The organism is Candidatus Pristimantibacillus lignocellulolyticus, assembly GCA_023639215.1.
Lineage (GTDB): Bacteria > Bacillota > Bacilli > Paenibacillales > Paenibacillaceae > Pristimantibacillus > Pristimantibacillus lignocellulolyticus.
Genome location: CP097899.1, coordinates 1,657,501 through 1,672,018, shown reverse-complemented (window position 1 = coordinate 1,672,018; position 14,518 = coordinate 1,657,501). Strand labels below are relative to the sequence as shown.

Sequence of the window (14,518 nt, the reverse complement as noted above, 5' to 3'; positions counted from 1 at the left end):
GCCTTCCTGGACGTTTTCTGCCAGGAAGGTCTTTTTTTGTCTTGATATCTTACATGCTGAATATCGGGTAAGCTACGTCAGCATACTCATCGTTATCAAAGTCCACTTTTTGAACTTCCCCTTCCAATCGAGGTTCAATAAGTGGACTTTCAGAATCAAGCAGGTGAAACGCTACTTGAGAAAGGCGGAAGCGCAAGTGTACGTAGTTGGTACACGCGAACCGTACTTTCCAAGTTCGTTTCAGATGCGACGCCGACTACGCTACGTTAGCGCTACATCGTTATCAAAGTCCGCTTTTTGAATTTCATCTCATCTGTTGATTTCGTTGTATACGTCTCGCTTGGACAACCCACGATCCCCCGCTACCTGCTTCATTGCATCTTTTCTCGACATCGTTGCTTCATAATGCTCGACATGTTGTTCAAGGGTCAACTTCTGCCACCATTCATTAGCTGCGTCTTCTAGCAACTTTATACCCTCTTGATCCAAACCTTCAATAAGGATACAGAACTCGCCCATTGGTTGATTCTCTTCAAACCAGTCTATGCACTCCGTCAAAGTCCCTCGTAAAGCTTCTTCATGACGCTTAGTTAGCTCTCGTACTATGGCTACTTTACGATTGCCCCAAACTTCTAATAATATAGCTAGCGTTTTACGAATTCGGTGTGGAGATTCATAAAGAATAAGTGTTTCAGTATATGATGAATATTTTTCAAGGAGTTGTATGATCGCTTTTTTATCGCGGGGTAAAAAACCAATAAATGAAAATCGATCTGTTGGTAATCCTGACATAATAAGTGCAGATAACGCTGCATTCGCTCCTGGTATCGGAATAACCGAAATTTCGTTAGCGACAGCTTCTTTTACAATATCTTCACCTGGATCTGAAATTGCTGGCATACCAGCATCACTTACAAGCGCGATATTATTTCCTTCTAATAGTAGCTTAATTAGTTCAGGTCCACTAGCTTCCTTATTATGTTCGTGATAGCTGACGCATTTTGTTTTGATCTCAAAATGCGTTAACAACTTTCTCGTTTGCCTTGTATCTTCTGCAGCAATGAGATCGACCTCTTGTAATGTCCGAATAGCTCTCATCGTCATGTCTTCAAGATTACCAATCGGTGTAGCAACTAAATACAGTTTACCTGTTTGTTGCTCCTGTGAAGCATCTATAAAGCTCTTCTGAATGTTCATATCACTTGTTCTCCCGCTTCATTATATACAATTTGTGGTGGAAGCACTCTAATATCAGGCTTGCCATCACGCGTCGCCTCGATTAATACCATATTAGCTTCTGAATTAATATTAGAATGAACAAATTGAATAACTTTAGGTTCAATCTTCCACTTTCGTAATGCTTCCGTTATATCAACTAAACGTGATGGTCGATGAACCATAAATAGTTTACCACCTGGACGAAGTAATTTGACAGACGCTTTAGCGATATCTTCAATATTACAATAAATTTCATGACGTGCGATCGCATAATGTTCATTAATATTAGTATCCCCAGCGGCTGACTTCATATATGGAGGGTTGACCGTTATTACATCGTATATACCATTACCCGCTGTTAGAGCATATTCCTTCAAATCAGCTTCGATAACAGTAATACGCTCCTCTAGCCCATTCATTATTACATTACGTCGTGCGATCTCTGCTACGCGTGGTTGTATCTCTATGGCATCGATGTGAGCGTCAGTCTTATCAGTACTTAATAACGCTATGACGCCATTACCTGAACAAAAGTCAGCTGCTCTTCCATTCTTCGGGAACCTGGCAAAGCGTGCAAGTAATACCGCATCTAGTGAAAAACTAAATACTTCTCTACTCTGAATAATTCTTAATTGTGATTCCGTTAGCAAATCATCAATTCTTTCACCTTCAAGCAATTCCACTGGATTGTGTGTGACCAAGCAATTCTCTCTCCTTACGTCTTAATGTAATTATATAAAAGTTTAATTTATTTTCAGCATTGATTAAACTACGTAGCGACGCATCGTAAACATAAGACCGCTTTTCGAACTTCGTCTTTCAATCGAGGTTCAAAAATATCGCTTGTCAGCACCGAGAAGATGAGGCGCTACTTGAGAAAGGCGGAAGCGCAAGTGTACATTATTACGTACACGCGAACCGTACTTTCCAAGTTCGCTTCATATTCGACGTCGAGTACACTACGTTAGCATACTCATCGTGATCACGATCGGTAATTTTGAACTTCATCTAAAAAAGCCGCCCTTATTATATCTTGGGGCGGCCCTTATATCTCAATGTGTTCTCACTTATTTAAGAAAGACAGACAGAACAGACAGTCCCCTTCGGTACGAAGATGCCCATAATATACATTACAAATATGGAAGCCTTCATGATATAAGTTCGCCAAATTATCATGACCTTCACCCGGTTCAGCGGATTGCTCCAAAGAATTATCCGTTTGCTCTGTATGCTGATTTGCTTTCTCGTGGACAGGAGAACTTGCATCCACTTCACGCTCAGTATCGTGCTCTCGCTTCAAGACTTGTCTAAGATGTTCATTCTCTATAGATAGACGTTGATTTTCTTCCAATAACGCCACTACTTGCTGTTTCAGCAATGCGAGATCGACATGTAATTGTCCTGTACGATTTTCTATTTCCGTCATTTGAATAAATATATCCTTCATCTCTAAGTATCCACCCCAGAGTCACATGCTAAGCTACTATTGGCATTATGCCTATTTCACTACTACTTCATCTAAAGAAAGTTCCTTTGCCTTACCTGGTATATCAAATAACTGTACAAATACTGTTTTCGTAGATGCATTAATTCCGGTAACCTTGCCTTCGCCCAAGGAAGTGACAACCATTTTACCGACCGTCGGCAGCTCTTCACGAACACTTTCATAATTATCATGTTCGTATTTCAAGCAACACATTAATCTTCCACAAAGACCCGAAATTTTGGTTGGATTAAGAGATAAATTTTGATCCTTAGCCATTTTAATAGAAACAGGTTCAAAATCGCCCAACCAAGATGAACAACATAATACTCTACCGCAAGGTCCGATTCCGCCTAACATTTTGGCTTCATCGCGCACACCGATTTGACGAAGTTCAATACGAGTACGGAAAACACTTGCTAAATCTTTCACAAGCTCACGGAAATCGACTCTTCCTTCAGCAGTGAAGTAAAAAATTATTTTATTACGATCAAAAGTAAATTCAACGTCAACTAACTTCATACGTAATTGATGATGTTGAATTTTCTCGATACATGTTGTAAAAGCTCCTGCTGCTGCATTGCGATTCTCATCCACAACTTGTGCATCAGACTCATTAGCAATACGAATGACACGTTTAAGAGGTAATACAACATCCTCTTCTCCTACTTGCTTCTGACCAATAACTACTTTACCGTATTCAATTCCTCTGGCTGTCTCAACAATAACATGTTGATCCTTTTCTACGGGATGCTCTACAGGGTCAAAGTAGTATATTTTGCCCGCTTTCTTAAAGCGAACACCTATAACATTATACAAGGATTAGCCCTCCTGTAATTTAACCAAAAGTTGCTCAAAAGAAAGTTGAGGCGTTACATTTGCTCTCATACGCTTGTCCGCTTCTAGCACATATTCCATACATGTAATCCAGTTAGCGAATGAACGTGAAAACGCATGCTCGCTGATCCACTCCAATTGATCAATGAAAACAATGTTTTCATTTCTCCCAGCTTGGAATTGTGTCATATCTTTATACCATAATAACAGTAACTGAAGCACAAGCGATACTTGCTGGGCATATTCAGTTTTGAATAGCTTTTGTTGTGCCGTTACCATTGCTGTAGTATATTTTATTATACTTTCCTTCCCTAATTGTATCACTAGGCTTCTAATTTCTGCAAACCCATTCTTTTCAAGAATTTCTCGAGCCCCTTCAATACCAGACGAAAGATGAACAGCTGTTCTAGCTAACGTTGGCGATACACCTTCTGCAACAAGTATTTCTAACATATTTGCCGGTGCAAGAGGAGAAAATGGAACTCTCATTGTTCTCGATCTAATAGTTGGCAATAGTGCCTGTTCATTATGACTAATTAGTATGGCAACTACAGGTGATACAGGATCTTCTAGAAATTTCAATAAACTATTGGCGGCTTGGACCGTCATTTTCTCAGCTTGTTGCACAATATATATCATTCGATTATCTGATGTTGTCCGATACGACATATCTCGCTGTAATTGACGGATCTGATCGATTTTTATACTTTGCCCTTCCGGAGAAATATATCGAATATCTTGTTGATTGCCATTTTCGAATTTCCGGCATTGCTGACAATTTCCACAAGCTTCACCGTCCACTGGTTGTAAGCAAAATATCGCCTTAGCAAAAGCATTAGCTGTAGCTAACTTCCCTGTACCTGAGGGTCCTTCAAATAGATAGGCATGCGATATACGATTATCGTTAAGTGCATTTTTCAATATTCGCTTTGCTCTCCATTGCTCTGCAGTACTATCCTCAGTTTTCATCATAATACTCCTTACATCAAAACACATAATTAATAAGAATTCCTCGAATTTCTCCTAATGTATGAAGCAATTGGATACGGCCTTCTTCCGTTGCTAACATCTCTTCGGCTAATAGTACCAACTTCTCATCCACTTCTTCTAATAACTTATAGCGCTTTACACGGCCGCGGCGATCAAAACCTCGAACTTCTTTCAAGCCAATGCCTTTTCGGAGTGTATCCTCTAAAAACTGCTTGACCATTTGACGATAAATTTTCAATTCTCGAACAGTCATATGTCTAGCTAGACGATCGCCTTGTTCTTGAATGCCTTTTATCATTTGTTGCATTTCACTAACAGTATGCTGTCTATTTTTCTGCATTAGCATTTCAGAAAATTGATTAGACTGAACTTGCTTATTAACACCTTCATTAGCTGTGCGACTTTGTCCAAGTGGTCTAAAGCTAGGGTCTACCCTCATCCGCGCTCACTTCCATTCAAAAATGTTCAAATCTCTCTACTGGAACTACAAATACTGTTGCTCCACCTACCTGTACTTCTACAGGGAATGGGATATAAGAATCGGTTGCTCCACCCATAGGTGTAACTGGAGTAACTAATTGATCTCTTACTTTACAGCTATGACTAATGACTTGAAAAACTTCATGTACACGCTCATCCTCGACACCGATTAAAAACGTTGTATTACCAGCTCGCAAAAATCCGCCAGTACTCGCAAGTTTTGTAGCACGGAAGCCTTCTTGAACTAAGGCAATCGATAACCGGTTACTGTCTTTATCCTGAATTACTGCAATGACCAATTTCATAAGAATTCCTCCTAATATATGATAGAATTTGAAATCTTGGTTGTGCGATTGAACGCAATTTACATTATTTACAGAATGACATAACGTGTATATGTTACATTTTGACGCTACCTTATCATTTTCCTTCTAAATAAGCACTAATGATCGCAAAAACGTCTGCATAAACCTCTTGCCTGCTCTTATTCGCATCAACTTTTTTAATACGTTCACTATAACGCTCACATAATGTCAAATATCCTGATCTAACCTTATCATGAAAGCTATTGCTTTCCAAATCAAGTCGATTTATCTCACGCCCTTTGGCAGCAGCAATTCTAGCTAATCCGACTGACGGTGTTACATCCATATAGATCGTTAATTGTGGCATTAGCTGTTGAATGGCAAATTGATTAATTGACCATATCTCATCGATGCCAAGCCCACGTGCCACCCCTTGATAGGCTAGGCTACTATCAATAAATCTATCGCATACAACAATATATCCTTCTTCAAGTGCAGGTATGACTTTTTCTACAAGATGTTGGCGTCTAGCTGCAGCATAGAGTAAAGCCTCAGTACGTGCATCCATGGCAGTAGATTCGATATCAAGAATAACTTCTCTAATCTTTTCTGCTATTGGAATACCACCTGGTTCTCTTGTTACAATGACTTTATGTCCTTGCTCTATTAACTCATTAGTTAACGAAGAAATAACCGAGGACTTCCCTGCACCTTCGCCGCCTTCAAATGAAATAAATAGTCCTTTAGTCAAAGTTAATGCTCCTATTCTACCAATAATCTTCTTATAATAAAGTTTCAAAAAGTTATGAATATACTTATTATTGTATCAGACATAGTGCCTTTATTATACGGCTCTTATACAAATACTTTAATCATTCCGTTAGAAATTGTAGATGAACCTTGAAATCTAGCCCCTGAATTGTTTAAACCGATAATATAGTCTAGTTGAGGGGCTTGTATTATCTCTTCTTCATATAGAATAGGAATACCAGGTGGATACGGAATGACCATTTCTGCACTCTGCCTTCCCGCTGCATCTAGTAAAGAAATAACTTCTACCTGCCTTTGACTCGGAAGACGTTGCAATTTAACCGCATTACTAACAGCTAGATCTATTGGATTTTTTAGCGTAGATATATTTGAATTAGATATACATTGCTGTGATGTATTTATACGTGAAATTTCTTGATGAATTTCTAATATTGCATGTTGAATAAGTTCACATTGTTGCTTTGTAGCATTCATGTGCCATACGAATACTACATATTTTTCATTAGACATCTCTACCCAAATCATCTTAGACTCAAACATTTTCTGTAGTTGATGACCTGTTACCGTATTAGAATGATCAAATAGTAACATACGATATGGATCTTGCTTATAGAATGACTCCTCACTAGCTAATTGTTCTACACGTAAACATAATTTCTCTTTGTTAAGCCAATTGGTTAGTTTATTGACTATATGATACGTCTGTAAAAACCATGTATCACCATAACTCTCCAAAGTCGCTCTAGCTGCATCTATTGAGGCCATTATGACATACGAAGGACTTGAACTTTGAATAATACTTAATTGTTGCTGTATATTTTCTTGTTGCAAATACTGCCCTTGAACATGTAATACTGCACCCATGGTGAAGGCTGGCAATGTCTTATGCATAGATTGTACTACTGCATCTGCTCCTACACTTAAAGCAGATGTCGGTGCAAAGGGAGCTATTCCATAATGCGCTCCATGAGCCTCATCTACTAACAGAGGAATGTGGTGATGGTGGACAAGTGATACATAATCCGTTAAGTCAGCACTAATCCCATAATAATTAGGGTTCGTTAGAAATACTGCTTTCGCCTGCGGATATTTTATCAATGCTTGTCGAACCGTTTCAACACTCGGTACAACAGCTATATTAGTTATAGGTTCATATTCAGGATTCAGGAACACAACGTTTGCTCCTGCTAATTTACAACCATTAATAATCGATTTATGAACATTACGCTGAACAATAATATAATCATTGGTATTACAAATAGATAATATTAACGCTAAATTTCCTGCTGTACTTCCACCTACTAGAAAATAGCTATGATCTGCCCCATATAGTTTCGCCGTAGCATCTTGCGCATCCTTAATAACCGTCTCAGGATCATGTAGATCATCTGTATGTGATAACTCTGTTACATCTATTGTCGCAAGCTTACCCATATATTTTATTAGATCTTCATATTCTGTATGTGGTAATACATCTGTTAGCTGACGATATACATCGCCATTACGATGGCCTGGCACATGTAGTGACAACGGCTTTTGCTTTGAAAATTGAATAAGATGTTCCAATAAAGGCGCATGCCAATGCGTAGTCATGTATACTTCAACTCCTTATAATAACTTGCATTAACTGTATCATAACTAATTATACTAGCAAACAAAAAACGACTACCCGTTGGTAGCCGTTACGCATTTTTCTCGAAAAAAATATGTTTCATTTTTGATATAAAAAATGGATACTTTGCATCCATTACATCAGTCGTCACCATCTCATGTTCACAGTTAGAACAAATAAAGCTAGAAACGATGCGAATGCCTTCCTCTCGTTGCAACCCACATATGGTACAACAATGTTCTATTGTCGTGTTCATTCTCTGACCACCTTAACATTCTATTTATAACAGTATGGCTTGTATTCTATGAAAATATACATCACTATTTTCAATGTATCGCTAATGCCTGTTCTAGTTCTACATTGATTTTATTCCTTATAAACATAGATTGGAAAATATCCGATATATATAGTATATCAATGCACGATGAAGGGATCTAGATATGAAACAATCATTAACTGATCATCCTACAGCAACCATATATCAGTATAAACATGTTCTCAAAATTCGTATAAGAAACGAAATGTTGCTTAGTTATATACTATGTGTGTTATTACTTTTAGCATTTCAAATGTTATATTATGATATGTACGGATTGTTTGCATGGTTAATTGGCTTTGCTGCAGTTCAAGTTCTTCATATTATTATTATTCTGTTAACTTTTATACAAGTTAATGAAGCAGCAGACAGGAAGTGGAAATGGACTGTTATTCCTCCCTGGATTGGTTTTATGCCAGCTAATGATATTAGTTTTACTGTATATCGTAAAGTTCATAATCATCTGTTTTGGCTTGGTATTATTATTATTGGAATATTGTATCCTTGGCTTGATCCATCTATTATGATTAGTCTCATCACATGGCATATTTGGTTATTAGTACCGCGGTTACTGCTTAATGGACGATTGCGTAAACTATCCAAAAAGACTAAAGCAGGTATTCTCCGTATTCAAACTAAAGAAGTAAATTACTTTCAACCTTAGTATGTATTACATAACGATAAGGATTGCTCTTGTAGCTATCCTTATCGTTATTTTAATTACTAATACCAAAATACTATGAATTACGTTGAGCACCATGAAATATATTTACCTCTAAACAACAAAACATCCTCAATCGAAAATTGAGGATGTTTTAAAAATAGTTAACGAATTTCACTGTTATATAAAATAACTGTAATGGAGAGTAGATTAGCATTTACTTCATTAAAAGTAACATCTTCCTCCAGCTATTTTACTGTAACGCGTATTGTTGTAGATTTACCATCAAAGGTCGCTTTAATGGTCGCCGAACCTTTGCCAACCGCTGTTATTTTTCCATCTTTGACAGTAGCTACACTAGCCTTATTTGTAGTCCATACCGCAGCTTCAGTCACTACAACCGGATTGCCTGTAGTGTAGTTGGCCGTAAGCTTAACCGTGAACGTTCCACCTGGAGCTAATTTAGCTGATTTGTCAGAAAGAGATAATGATTTTATCTTTGGAGTAACTTTAATTGGGACAGCTATACTTATTCCTTGATAAGATCCTGACACTATACCTGTTCCAACTTGTAATGCTTTAATAGTTGAACCTTTTACTGATGCTAGAGTTGATGGTGATACCGTCCAGTTAATTTTGGAGCTAAGTACTACCGATCTACCATCCTTATAATAGCCTGTTACTTTAATTGACTTGGATCTGTTAGGATTAAGCTCTAAAGATGTTGGTTCAGCAACAAGCTTAACAATTTCCTCTTCAATTCTTACTTTCACAGTAGTTGATTTATTCAAATAAGTAGCTGTTAACGTAACAGTTGATGCTTCTAATCCTTTAATTGAATCTGTTTTCAGCAAAAGATTATCGCTTGAAGTCTTCCACTTCACCTTTTTGGAAATATCCTCTTCATCACCATCTTCATTAATGACAATAACGGACGGATATGGAGTATCCTTTCCAAGGATAACACTAAGCTCTTTAACATCTGTAACGATCTTAAGTGGTTTTACATGAACGATTAGCTCTACATCTACTTCGTAGTTAGCAATCTTAGCTGTAAGTACAGTTTTACCTAACTCCTTTGTACTCCACTTTCCTTTCTCAATAACGGCAATACTCTCATCCTTAGAAGACCATTGCACAAGCTTAGATACATCAACTTTTGATCCATCGAATAATTTACCTGATACAGCTGGTAAATCACCGCTACTATTAGCAAAGCTATCAATAGACTCAACATCAAGAGTAATTCCAGTTACACTCGGATAAACGGTGACGTCAATACTACGGCTTACCCCTTTATAGGAAGCTGTAATTTTTGTCGTTCCAACCGCTTTTGGAGTTACAAGACCATTTTCGACTGTAGCAACGACTATATCAGATGTTGTCCAATCTGCTAAAGTTGTCACTGTATTAGAAATATTAGAGTTATTCAATACTTCTGCCTTAATTTGCAATGGTTTGTCCTGAAGAAGCATGTGATATTCTTTTTCTGGTGATAATTTAATCGATTGGTATGCAGTACGAACAACAACTTCAATTGAAGCTGTTACTCCCAAATGAGAAACAGTAATGGTAGTCTTACCAGGACTAACTGGCTTGACTTTCCCCTTCTCAATAGAAGCAATATTAGGATTAGCGCTTGTCCAAACCGCGGTATCCGTAATATTCATCGTTCCACCTGCTTTAGGTACAGCAATCGCTTCAAGTTTCTTATCATCCTCACCGACCTCAAGTTCTAATTGTTTGTCAGGTGAAATTGAAATTGACTTATATGGTGACGATACAACTAAGCTAATTGAATCCGATTTCCCTTTTAGTTTTGCAGTTATAGTGACATTACCCGTACCTACCAATTCAATCGTACCATCATCAACTTTAGCAATAGAGGAATTCGAAGTTGTCCAAGTTGCCTCTGATGTAATATCCTCAATGACTGAATCTTTGGAACCATCAAGAGTATAAATAAGTGATTGTCCAATCTCAACTTCTGCTTTAGCTGGAGCAGCCTTATCGTTTTGCATTAGAGTTACACTGTCGTATACATAATCTGAAGTAGCTTTGATCGAAATCTTATAGTCTTTATACGTAGCACTAATTGTAGCTGTTCCTTTACCTACTCCGGTAAGTACACCTTTATCAACTTTTACATAAGAAGTATTTGACGACTTCCATGTCGCCAACGTTGTAACATCCTTCTTCGACGTTGAACCTGAAATGGTAGATAACACAGATACATTGACTTTATCCTCTTCTACAAATAATTCGAATGACGAGGTGCTACTGTTATATTCTGAAGATTCATATTCGAATTCAATTCCAGTTACCTTTTCATCTGCAGCATATGCAATTCCTGTCATAGATGTTGTTATTAGCGTGATCACGAGTGCAGCAGCTAACCATTTCTGCCCTTGTCTCAACGATACGATCCAACGATCAAGCACTTTCACAATATCCTATCCCTTCTGCTTTAAAATAAGTTGTCTTTCTTATTAACGGCTAATAGGACTAAAAAATGAATAACATTACAGAAAACGATGTTTTTAAATTTTAAATCGTGTCCATTGTTTGTATACACCTTAGGCACAATTTTATTTGAAAATTAACAAAGCACAATCAACTCATCATGCAATTAGTATAGTTAGTAGTGATGTGTACGACATTCATACCCCAGTAATAAAATGTTTCTGCAAGAAACATTTTACTTTATTTTTTATCTATCTCTCCATGAATGTCCTTTTCAACGTTGAATTTGTTTCAAAGCATAGAATTATTATTGATACTCCTCCTGCCCCACCTTAAATATGGTTACTTCTAGCTTATAACGTCTCTGAACAAAAAAATTAATATGAAGTCAGTAATGCGAAAAGCAGATTGTATTGTTGTGTGTTGTGTCTTGTATTGTCATTTATGTTGTGCTGTGTACGACACTCGTACACCAGCAATAAAACGTTTCTGTAAGAAACATACCTATTATGCTCTTCCTTAGCTTCAATGAACAACCTGTCCAACCCCGAATAACGTTAAAAGCCGGCTTCTTGAACAGTGCTCTTCTTCCTGCTCCACCTCACATAGTCAGTCATCTCGAGTATAACGTGTCAGCACCAAGAAGAGGACATGAAGTTAGGGACGTGAAGCACGGAATGTACGGACTTGGTACATGAGTACTGGAACGAGCGATGAATGGCCTATTCGCCGTCGAATCAACTTCGTCAGCTTAATCAGCGTGATCACACGTTAGAACGCACAAAAAAGCCCACTGCTTATGCAGTGGGCTTATCCGTGCTTGGCGACGTCCTACTCTCCCAGGACCCTGCGGTCCAAGTACCATCGGCGCTGAAAGGCTTAACGGTCGTGTTCGAGATGGGTACGCGTGGTTCCCTTTCGCCGTCATCACCAAACGTCTTACTAGAGCTTGCGCCCTCAAAACTGGATAGGAAAGGTAAAACTCCAAAGTGATGCTTGTATCAATGTACTCTTCTTGCTTGCGCTTGAAAAGATTGTTAGGATAAGCCCTCGACCGATTAGTATTCGTCAGCTACATGTATTGCTACACTTACACCCCGAACCTATCAACCTCGTCGTCTTCAAGGGGTCTTACTAATTGGGAAATCTCATCTTGAAGGGGGCTTCACGCTTAGATGCTTTCAGCGTTTATCCCGTCCGTACTTAGCTACCCAGCTATGCTTCTGGCGAAACAACTGGTACACCAGCGGTACGTCCATCCCGGTCCTCTCGTACTAAGGACAGCTCTTCTCAAATTTCCTGCGCCCGCGACAGATAGGGACCGAACTGTCTCACGACGTTCTGAACCCAGCTCGCGTACCGCTTTAATGGGCGAACAGCCCAACCCTTGGGACCTACTTCAGCCCCAGGATGCGATGAGCCGACATCGAGGTGCCAAACCTCCCCGTCGATGTGGACTCTTGGGGGAGATAAGCCTGTTATCCCCAGGGTAGCTTTTATCCGTTGAGCGATGGCCCTTCCATGCGGTACCACCGGATCACTAAGCCCGACTTTCGTCCCTGCTCGACTTGTAGGTCTCGCAGTCAAGCTCCCTTTTGCCTTTGCACTCTTCGAATGATTTCCAACCATTCTGAGGGAACCTTTGGGCGCCTCCGTTACTCTTTAGGAGGCGACCGCCCCAGTCAAACTGCCCACCTGACACGGTCCCTCTACCCGATTCAGGGTAGCAGGTTAGAACTCCGATACGATCAGGGTGGTATCCCAACGTCGCCTCCTCACAAGCTGGCGCTCATGACTCAAAGGCTCCCACCTATCCTGTACAGATCGTACCAAAGTTCAATATCAAGTTGCAGTAAAGCTCCATGGGGTCTTTCCGTCTTGTCGCGGGTAACCTGCATCTTCACAGGTATTAAAATTTCACCGGATCTCTCGTTGAGACAGCGCCCAATTCGTTACGCCATTCGTGCGGGTCAGAATTTACCTGACAAGGAATTTCGCTACCTTAGGACCGTTATAGTTACGGCCGCCGTTTACTGGGGCTTCGGTTCATAGCTTCGGGTTACCCCTAACCACTCCCCTTAACCTTCCAGCACCGGGCAGGCGTCAGCCCGTATACTTCGTCTTACGACTTCGCACAGACCTGTGTTTTTGCTAAACAGTCGATTGGGCCTTTTCACTGCGGCCCCCTCGGGCTATTAACCCTACCGGGGCACCCCTTCTCCCTAAGTTACGGGGTCATTTTGCCGAGTTCCTTAACGAGAGTTCTTCCGCGCGCCTTAGCATGCTCTGCTCGCCTACCTGTGTCGGTTTGCGGTACGGGCACCTATACCTAACTAGAGGCTTTTCTTGACAGCCGGAGCTCATGACCTTCGCTACTATAATTTTCGCTCCCCATCGCAGCCCAGCCTTATAGCCGACGGATTTTCCTATCGACAAGCCTCACTACTTAGACGGACTATTCCATCAGTCCGCGTCACTACCCTTCTGTGTCACCCCATTGCTCAAACGGTTTTCGGTGGTACAGGAATTTCAACCTGTTGTCCTTCCACTACGCCTTTCGGCCTCGCGTTAGGTCCCGACTTACCCTGAGAGGACGAGCCTTCCTCAGGAACCCTTAGGCTTACGGCGGACAAGATTCTCACTTGTCTTTTCGTTACTCATACCGGCATTCTCACTTGAATACTGTCCACCAGTCCTTACGGTCTGACTTCAACCTATATTCAACGCTCCCCTACCCAAGTACCATAAGGTACATGCCATAGCTTCGGTGGTGTGTTTAGCCCCGTTACATTTTCGGCGCAGAGTCACTCGACCAGTGAGCTATTACGCACTCTTTAAATGGTGGCTGCTTCTAAGCCAACATCCTGGTTGTCTGTGCAACTCCACATCCTTTCCCACTTAACACACACTTGGGGACCTTAGCTGATGATCTGGGCTGTTTCCCTCTTGACAATGGATCTTAGCACTCACTGTCTGACTCCCGGATAACATGTCTGTGGCATTCGGAGTTTGACTAGACTTGGTAACCCTTGGCGGGCCCCGCACCCAATCAGTGCTCTACCTCCACGACACTCTAATCCGAGGCTAGCCCTAAAGCTATTTCGGGGAGAACCAGCTATCTCCGAGTTCGATTGGAATTTCTCCGCTACCCCCACCTCATCCCCGCACTTTTCAACGTGCGTGGGTTCGGGCCTCCAGTGCGTGTTACCGCACCTTCACCCTGGACAGGGGTAGATCACACGGTTTCGGGTCTACGACTACGTACTTATTCGCCCTATTCAGACTCGCTTTCGCTGCGGCTCCGTCTTTCCAACTTAACCTTGCACGTAATCGTAACTCGCCGGTTCATTCTACAAAAGGCACGCCATCACCCATTAATAGG

The 14,518-nt window shown here is 40.3% G+C and carries 12 protein-coding genes and 2 rRNA genes (1 of these 14 cut by a window edge); 1 reads left to right on the top strand and 13 read right to left on the bottom strand.

What is annotated here, in order from left to right; translation table 11 throughout:
- Positions 1-309: 309 nt before the first annotated feature.
- From rsmI to NAG76_06915, 10 genes are all read right to left on the bottom strand, one after another.
- Positions 310-1,197 (bottom strand): 16S rRNA (cytidine(1402)-2'-O)-methyltransferase, encoded by an 888-nt coding sequence (gene rsmI, locus NAG76_06960; GenBank protein ID URN95966.1) that lies wholly within the window; start codon positions 1,195-1,197, stop codon positions 310-312.
- Positions 1,194-1,919, bottom strand: a complete 726-nt coding sequence (locus tag NAG76_06955) for a tRNA1(Val) (adenine(37)-N6)-methyltransferase (GenBank protein ID URN95965.1) — start codon at positions 1,917-1,919, stop codon at positions 1,194-1,196. The genes rsmI and NAG76_06955 overlap by 4 nt, the downstream gene beginning before the upstream one ends.
- A gap of 362 nt (positions 1,920-2,281) precedes the next feature.
- Complete coding sequence (locus NAG76_06950; protein ID URN95964.1) at positions 2,282-2,665, bottom strand: DNA replication initiation control protein YabA; 384 nt, start codon at positions 2,663-2,665, stop codon at positions 2,282-2,284.
- A gap of 51 nt (positions 2,666-2,716) precedes the next feature.
- The gene (locus NAG76_06945) at positions 2,717-3,520 is read right to left on the bottom strand and encodes a stage 0 sporulation family protein (GenBank protein ID URN95963.1); all 804 of its coding nucleotides are present in this window, start codon (positions 3,518-3,520) and stop codon (positions 2,717-2,719) included.
- Between the two features lie 3 nt (positions 3,521-3,523).
- A complete protein-coding gene (gene holB / locus NAG76_06940) occupies positions 3,524-4,507 on the bottom strand; it encodes a DNA polymerase III subunit delta' (protein ID URN95962.1) in 984 nt (327 codons plus the stop codon).
- A gap of 16 nt (positions 4,508-4,523) precedes the next feature.
- Positions 4,524-4,967: a YaaR family protein gene (locus tag NAG76_06935; GenBank protein ID URN95961.1), complete on the bottom strand. Its 444-nt coding sequence runs from the start codon at positions 4,965-4,967 to the stop codon at positions 4,524-4,526.
- Positions 4,968-4,983: 16 nt separating this feature from the next.
- On the bottom strand, positions 4,984-5,313 hold the full coding sequence (locus tag NAG76_06930) for a cyclic-di-AMP receptor (protein URN95960.1): 330 nt from the start codon (positions 5,311-5,313) through the stop codon (positions 4,984-4,986).
- Positions 5,314-5,428: 115 nt separating this feature from the next.
- The gene (gene tmk, locus NAG76_06925; protein ID URN95959.1) at positions 5,429-6,064 is read right to left on the bottom strand and encodes a dTMP kinase; all 636 of its coding nucleotides are present in this window, start codon (positions 6,062-6,064) and stop codon (positions 5,429-5,431) included.
- A gap of 104 nt (positions 6,065-6,168) precedes the next feature.
- Positions 6,169-7,677 (bottom strand): aminotransferase class I/II-fold pyridoxal phosphate-dependent enzyme, encoded by a 1,509-nt coding sequence (locus NAG76_06920; protein URN95958.1) that lies wholly within the window; start codon positions 7,675-7,677, stop codon positions 6,169-6,171.
- 89 nt (positions 7,678-7,766) lie between these two features.
- Positions 7,767-7,952 carry a sigma factor G inhibitor Gin gene (locus tag NAG76_06915; GenBank protein ID URN95957.1) on the bottom strand — a complete coding sequence of 62 codons (186 nt, stop codon included), beginning with the start codon at positions 7,950-7,952 and terminating at the stop codon, positions 7,767-7,769.
- 184 nt (positions 7,953-8,136) lie between these two features.
- On the opposite strand from NAG76_06915, the gene NAG76_06910 reads away from it, so the two are divergent.
- Positions 8,137-8,676 carry a transposase gene (locus NAG76_06910; protein ID URN95956.1) on the top strand — a complete coding sequence of 180 codons (540 nt, stop codon included), beginning with the start codon at positions 8,137-8,139 and terminating at the stop codon, positions 8,674-8,676.
- Positions 8,677-8,921: 245 nt separating this feature from the next.
- Here the strand turns inward: NAG76_06910 and NAG76_06905 are convergent, their stop codons facing one another.
- From NAG76_06905 to NAG76_06895, 3 genes are all read right to left on the bottom strand, one after another.
- Positions 8,922-11,114, bottom strand: a complete 2,193-nt coding sequence (locus tag NAG76_06905) for a hypothetical protein (GenBank protein URN95955.1) — start codon at positions 11,112-11,114, stop codon at positions 8,922-8,924.
- 840 nt (positions 11,115-11,954) lie between these two features.
- Positions 11,955-12,071, bottom strand: a 5S ribosomal RNA gene (gene rrf / locus NAG76_06900).
- A 103-nt stretch (positions 12,072-12,174) separates the two neighbouring features.
- A 23S ribosomal RNA gene (locus tag NAG76_06895) occupies positions 12,175-14,518 on the bottom strand (it continues 587 nt past the right edge of the window).

What these genes read in the sequence shown, in the direction of transcription:
- rsmI (URN95966.1), bottom strand. Translation starts at nt 1,197, where the DNA reads ATGAACATTCAGAAGAGCTTTATAGATGCTTCACAGGAGCAACAAACA.
- NAG76_06950 (URN95964.1), bottom strand. Translation starts at nt 2,665, where the DNA reads ATGAAGGATATATTTATTCAAATGACGGAAATAGAAAATCGTACAGGA.
- holB (URN95962.1), bottom strand. Translation starts at nt 4,507, where the DNA reads ATGAAAACTGAGGATAGTACTGCAGAGCAATGGAGAGCAAAGCGAATA.
- NAG76_06935 (URN95961.1), bottom strand. Translation starts at nt 4,967, where the DNA reads ATGAGGGTAGACCCTAGCTTTAGACCACTTGGACAAAGTCGCACAGCT.
- NAG76_06930 (URN95960.1), bottom strand. Translation starts at nt 5,313, where the DNA reads ATGAAATTGGTCATTGCAGTAATTCAGGATAAAGACAGTAACCGGTTA.
- NAG76_06920 (URN95958.1), bottom strand. Translation starts at nt 7,677, where the DNA reads ATGACTACGCATTGGCATGCGCCTTTATTGGAACATCTTATTCAATTT.
- NAG76_06915 (URN95957.1), bottom strand. Translation starts at nt 7,952, where the DNA reads ATGAACACGACAATAGAACATTGTTGTACCATATGTGGGTTGCAACGA.
- NAG76_06910 (URN95956.1), top strand. Translation starts at nt 8,137, where the DNA reads ATGAAACAATCATTAACTGATCATCCTACAGCAACCATATATCAGTAT.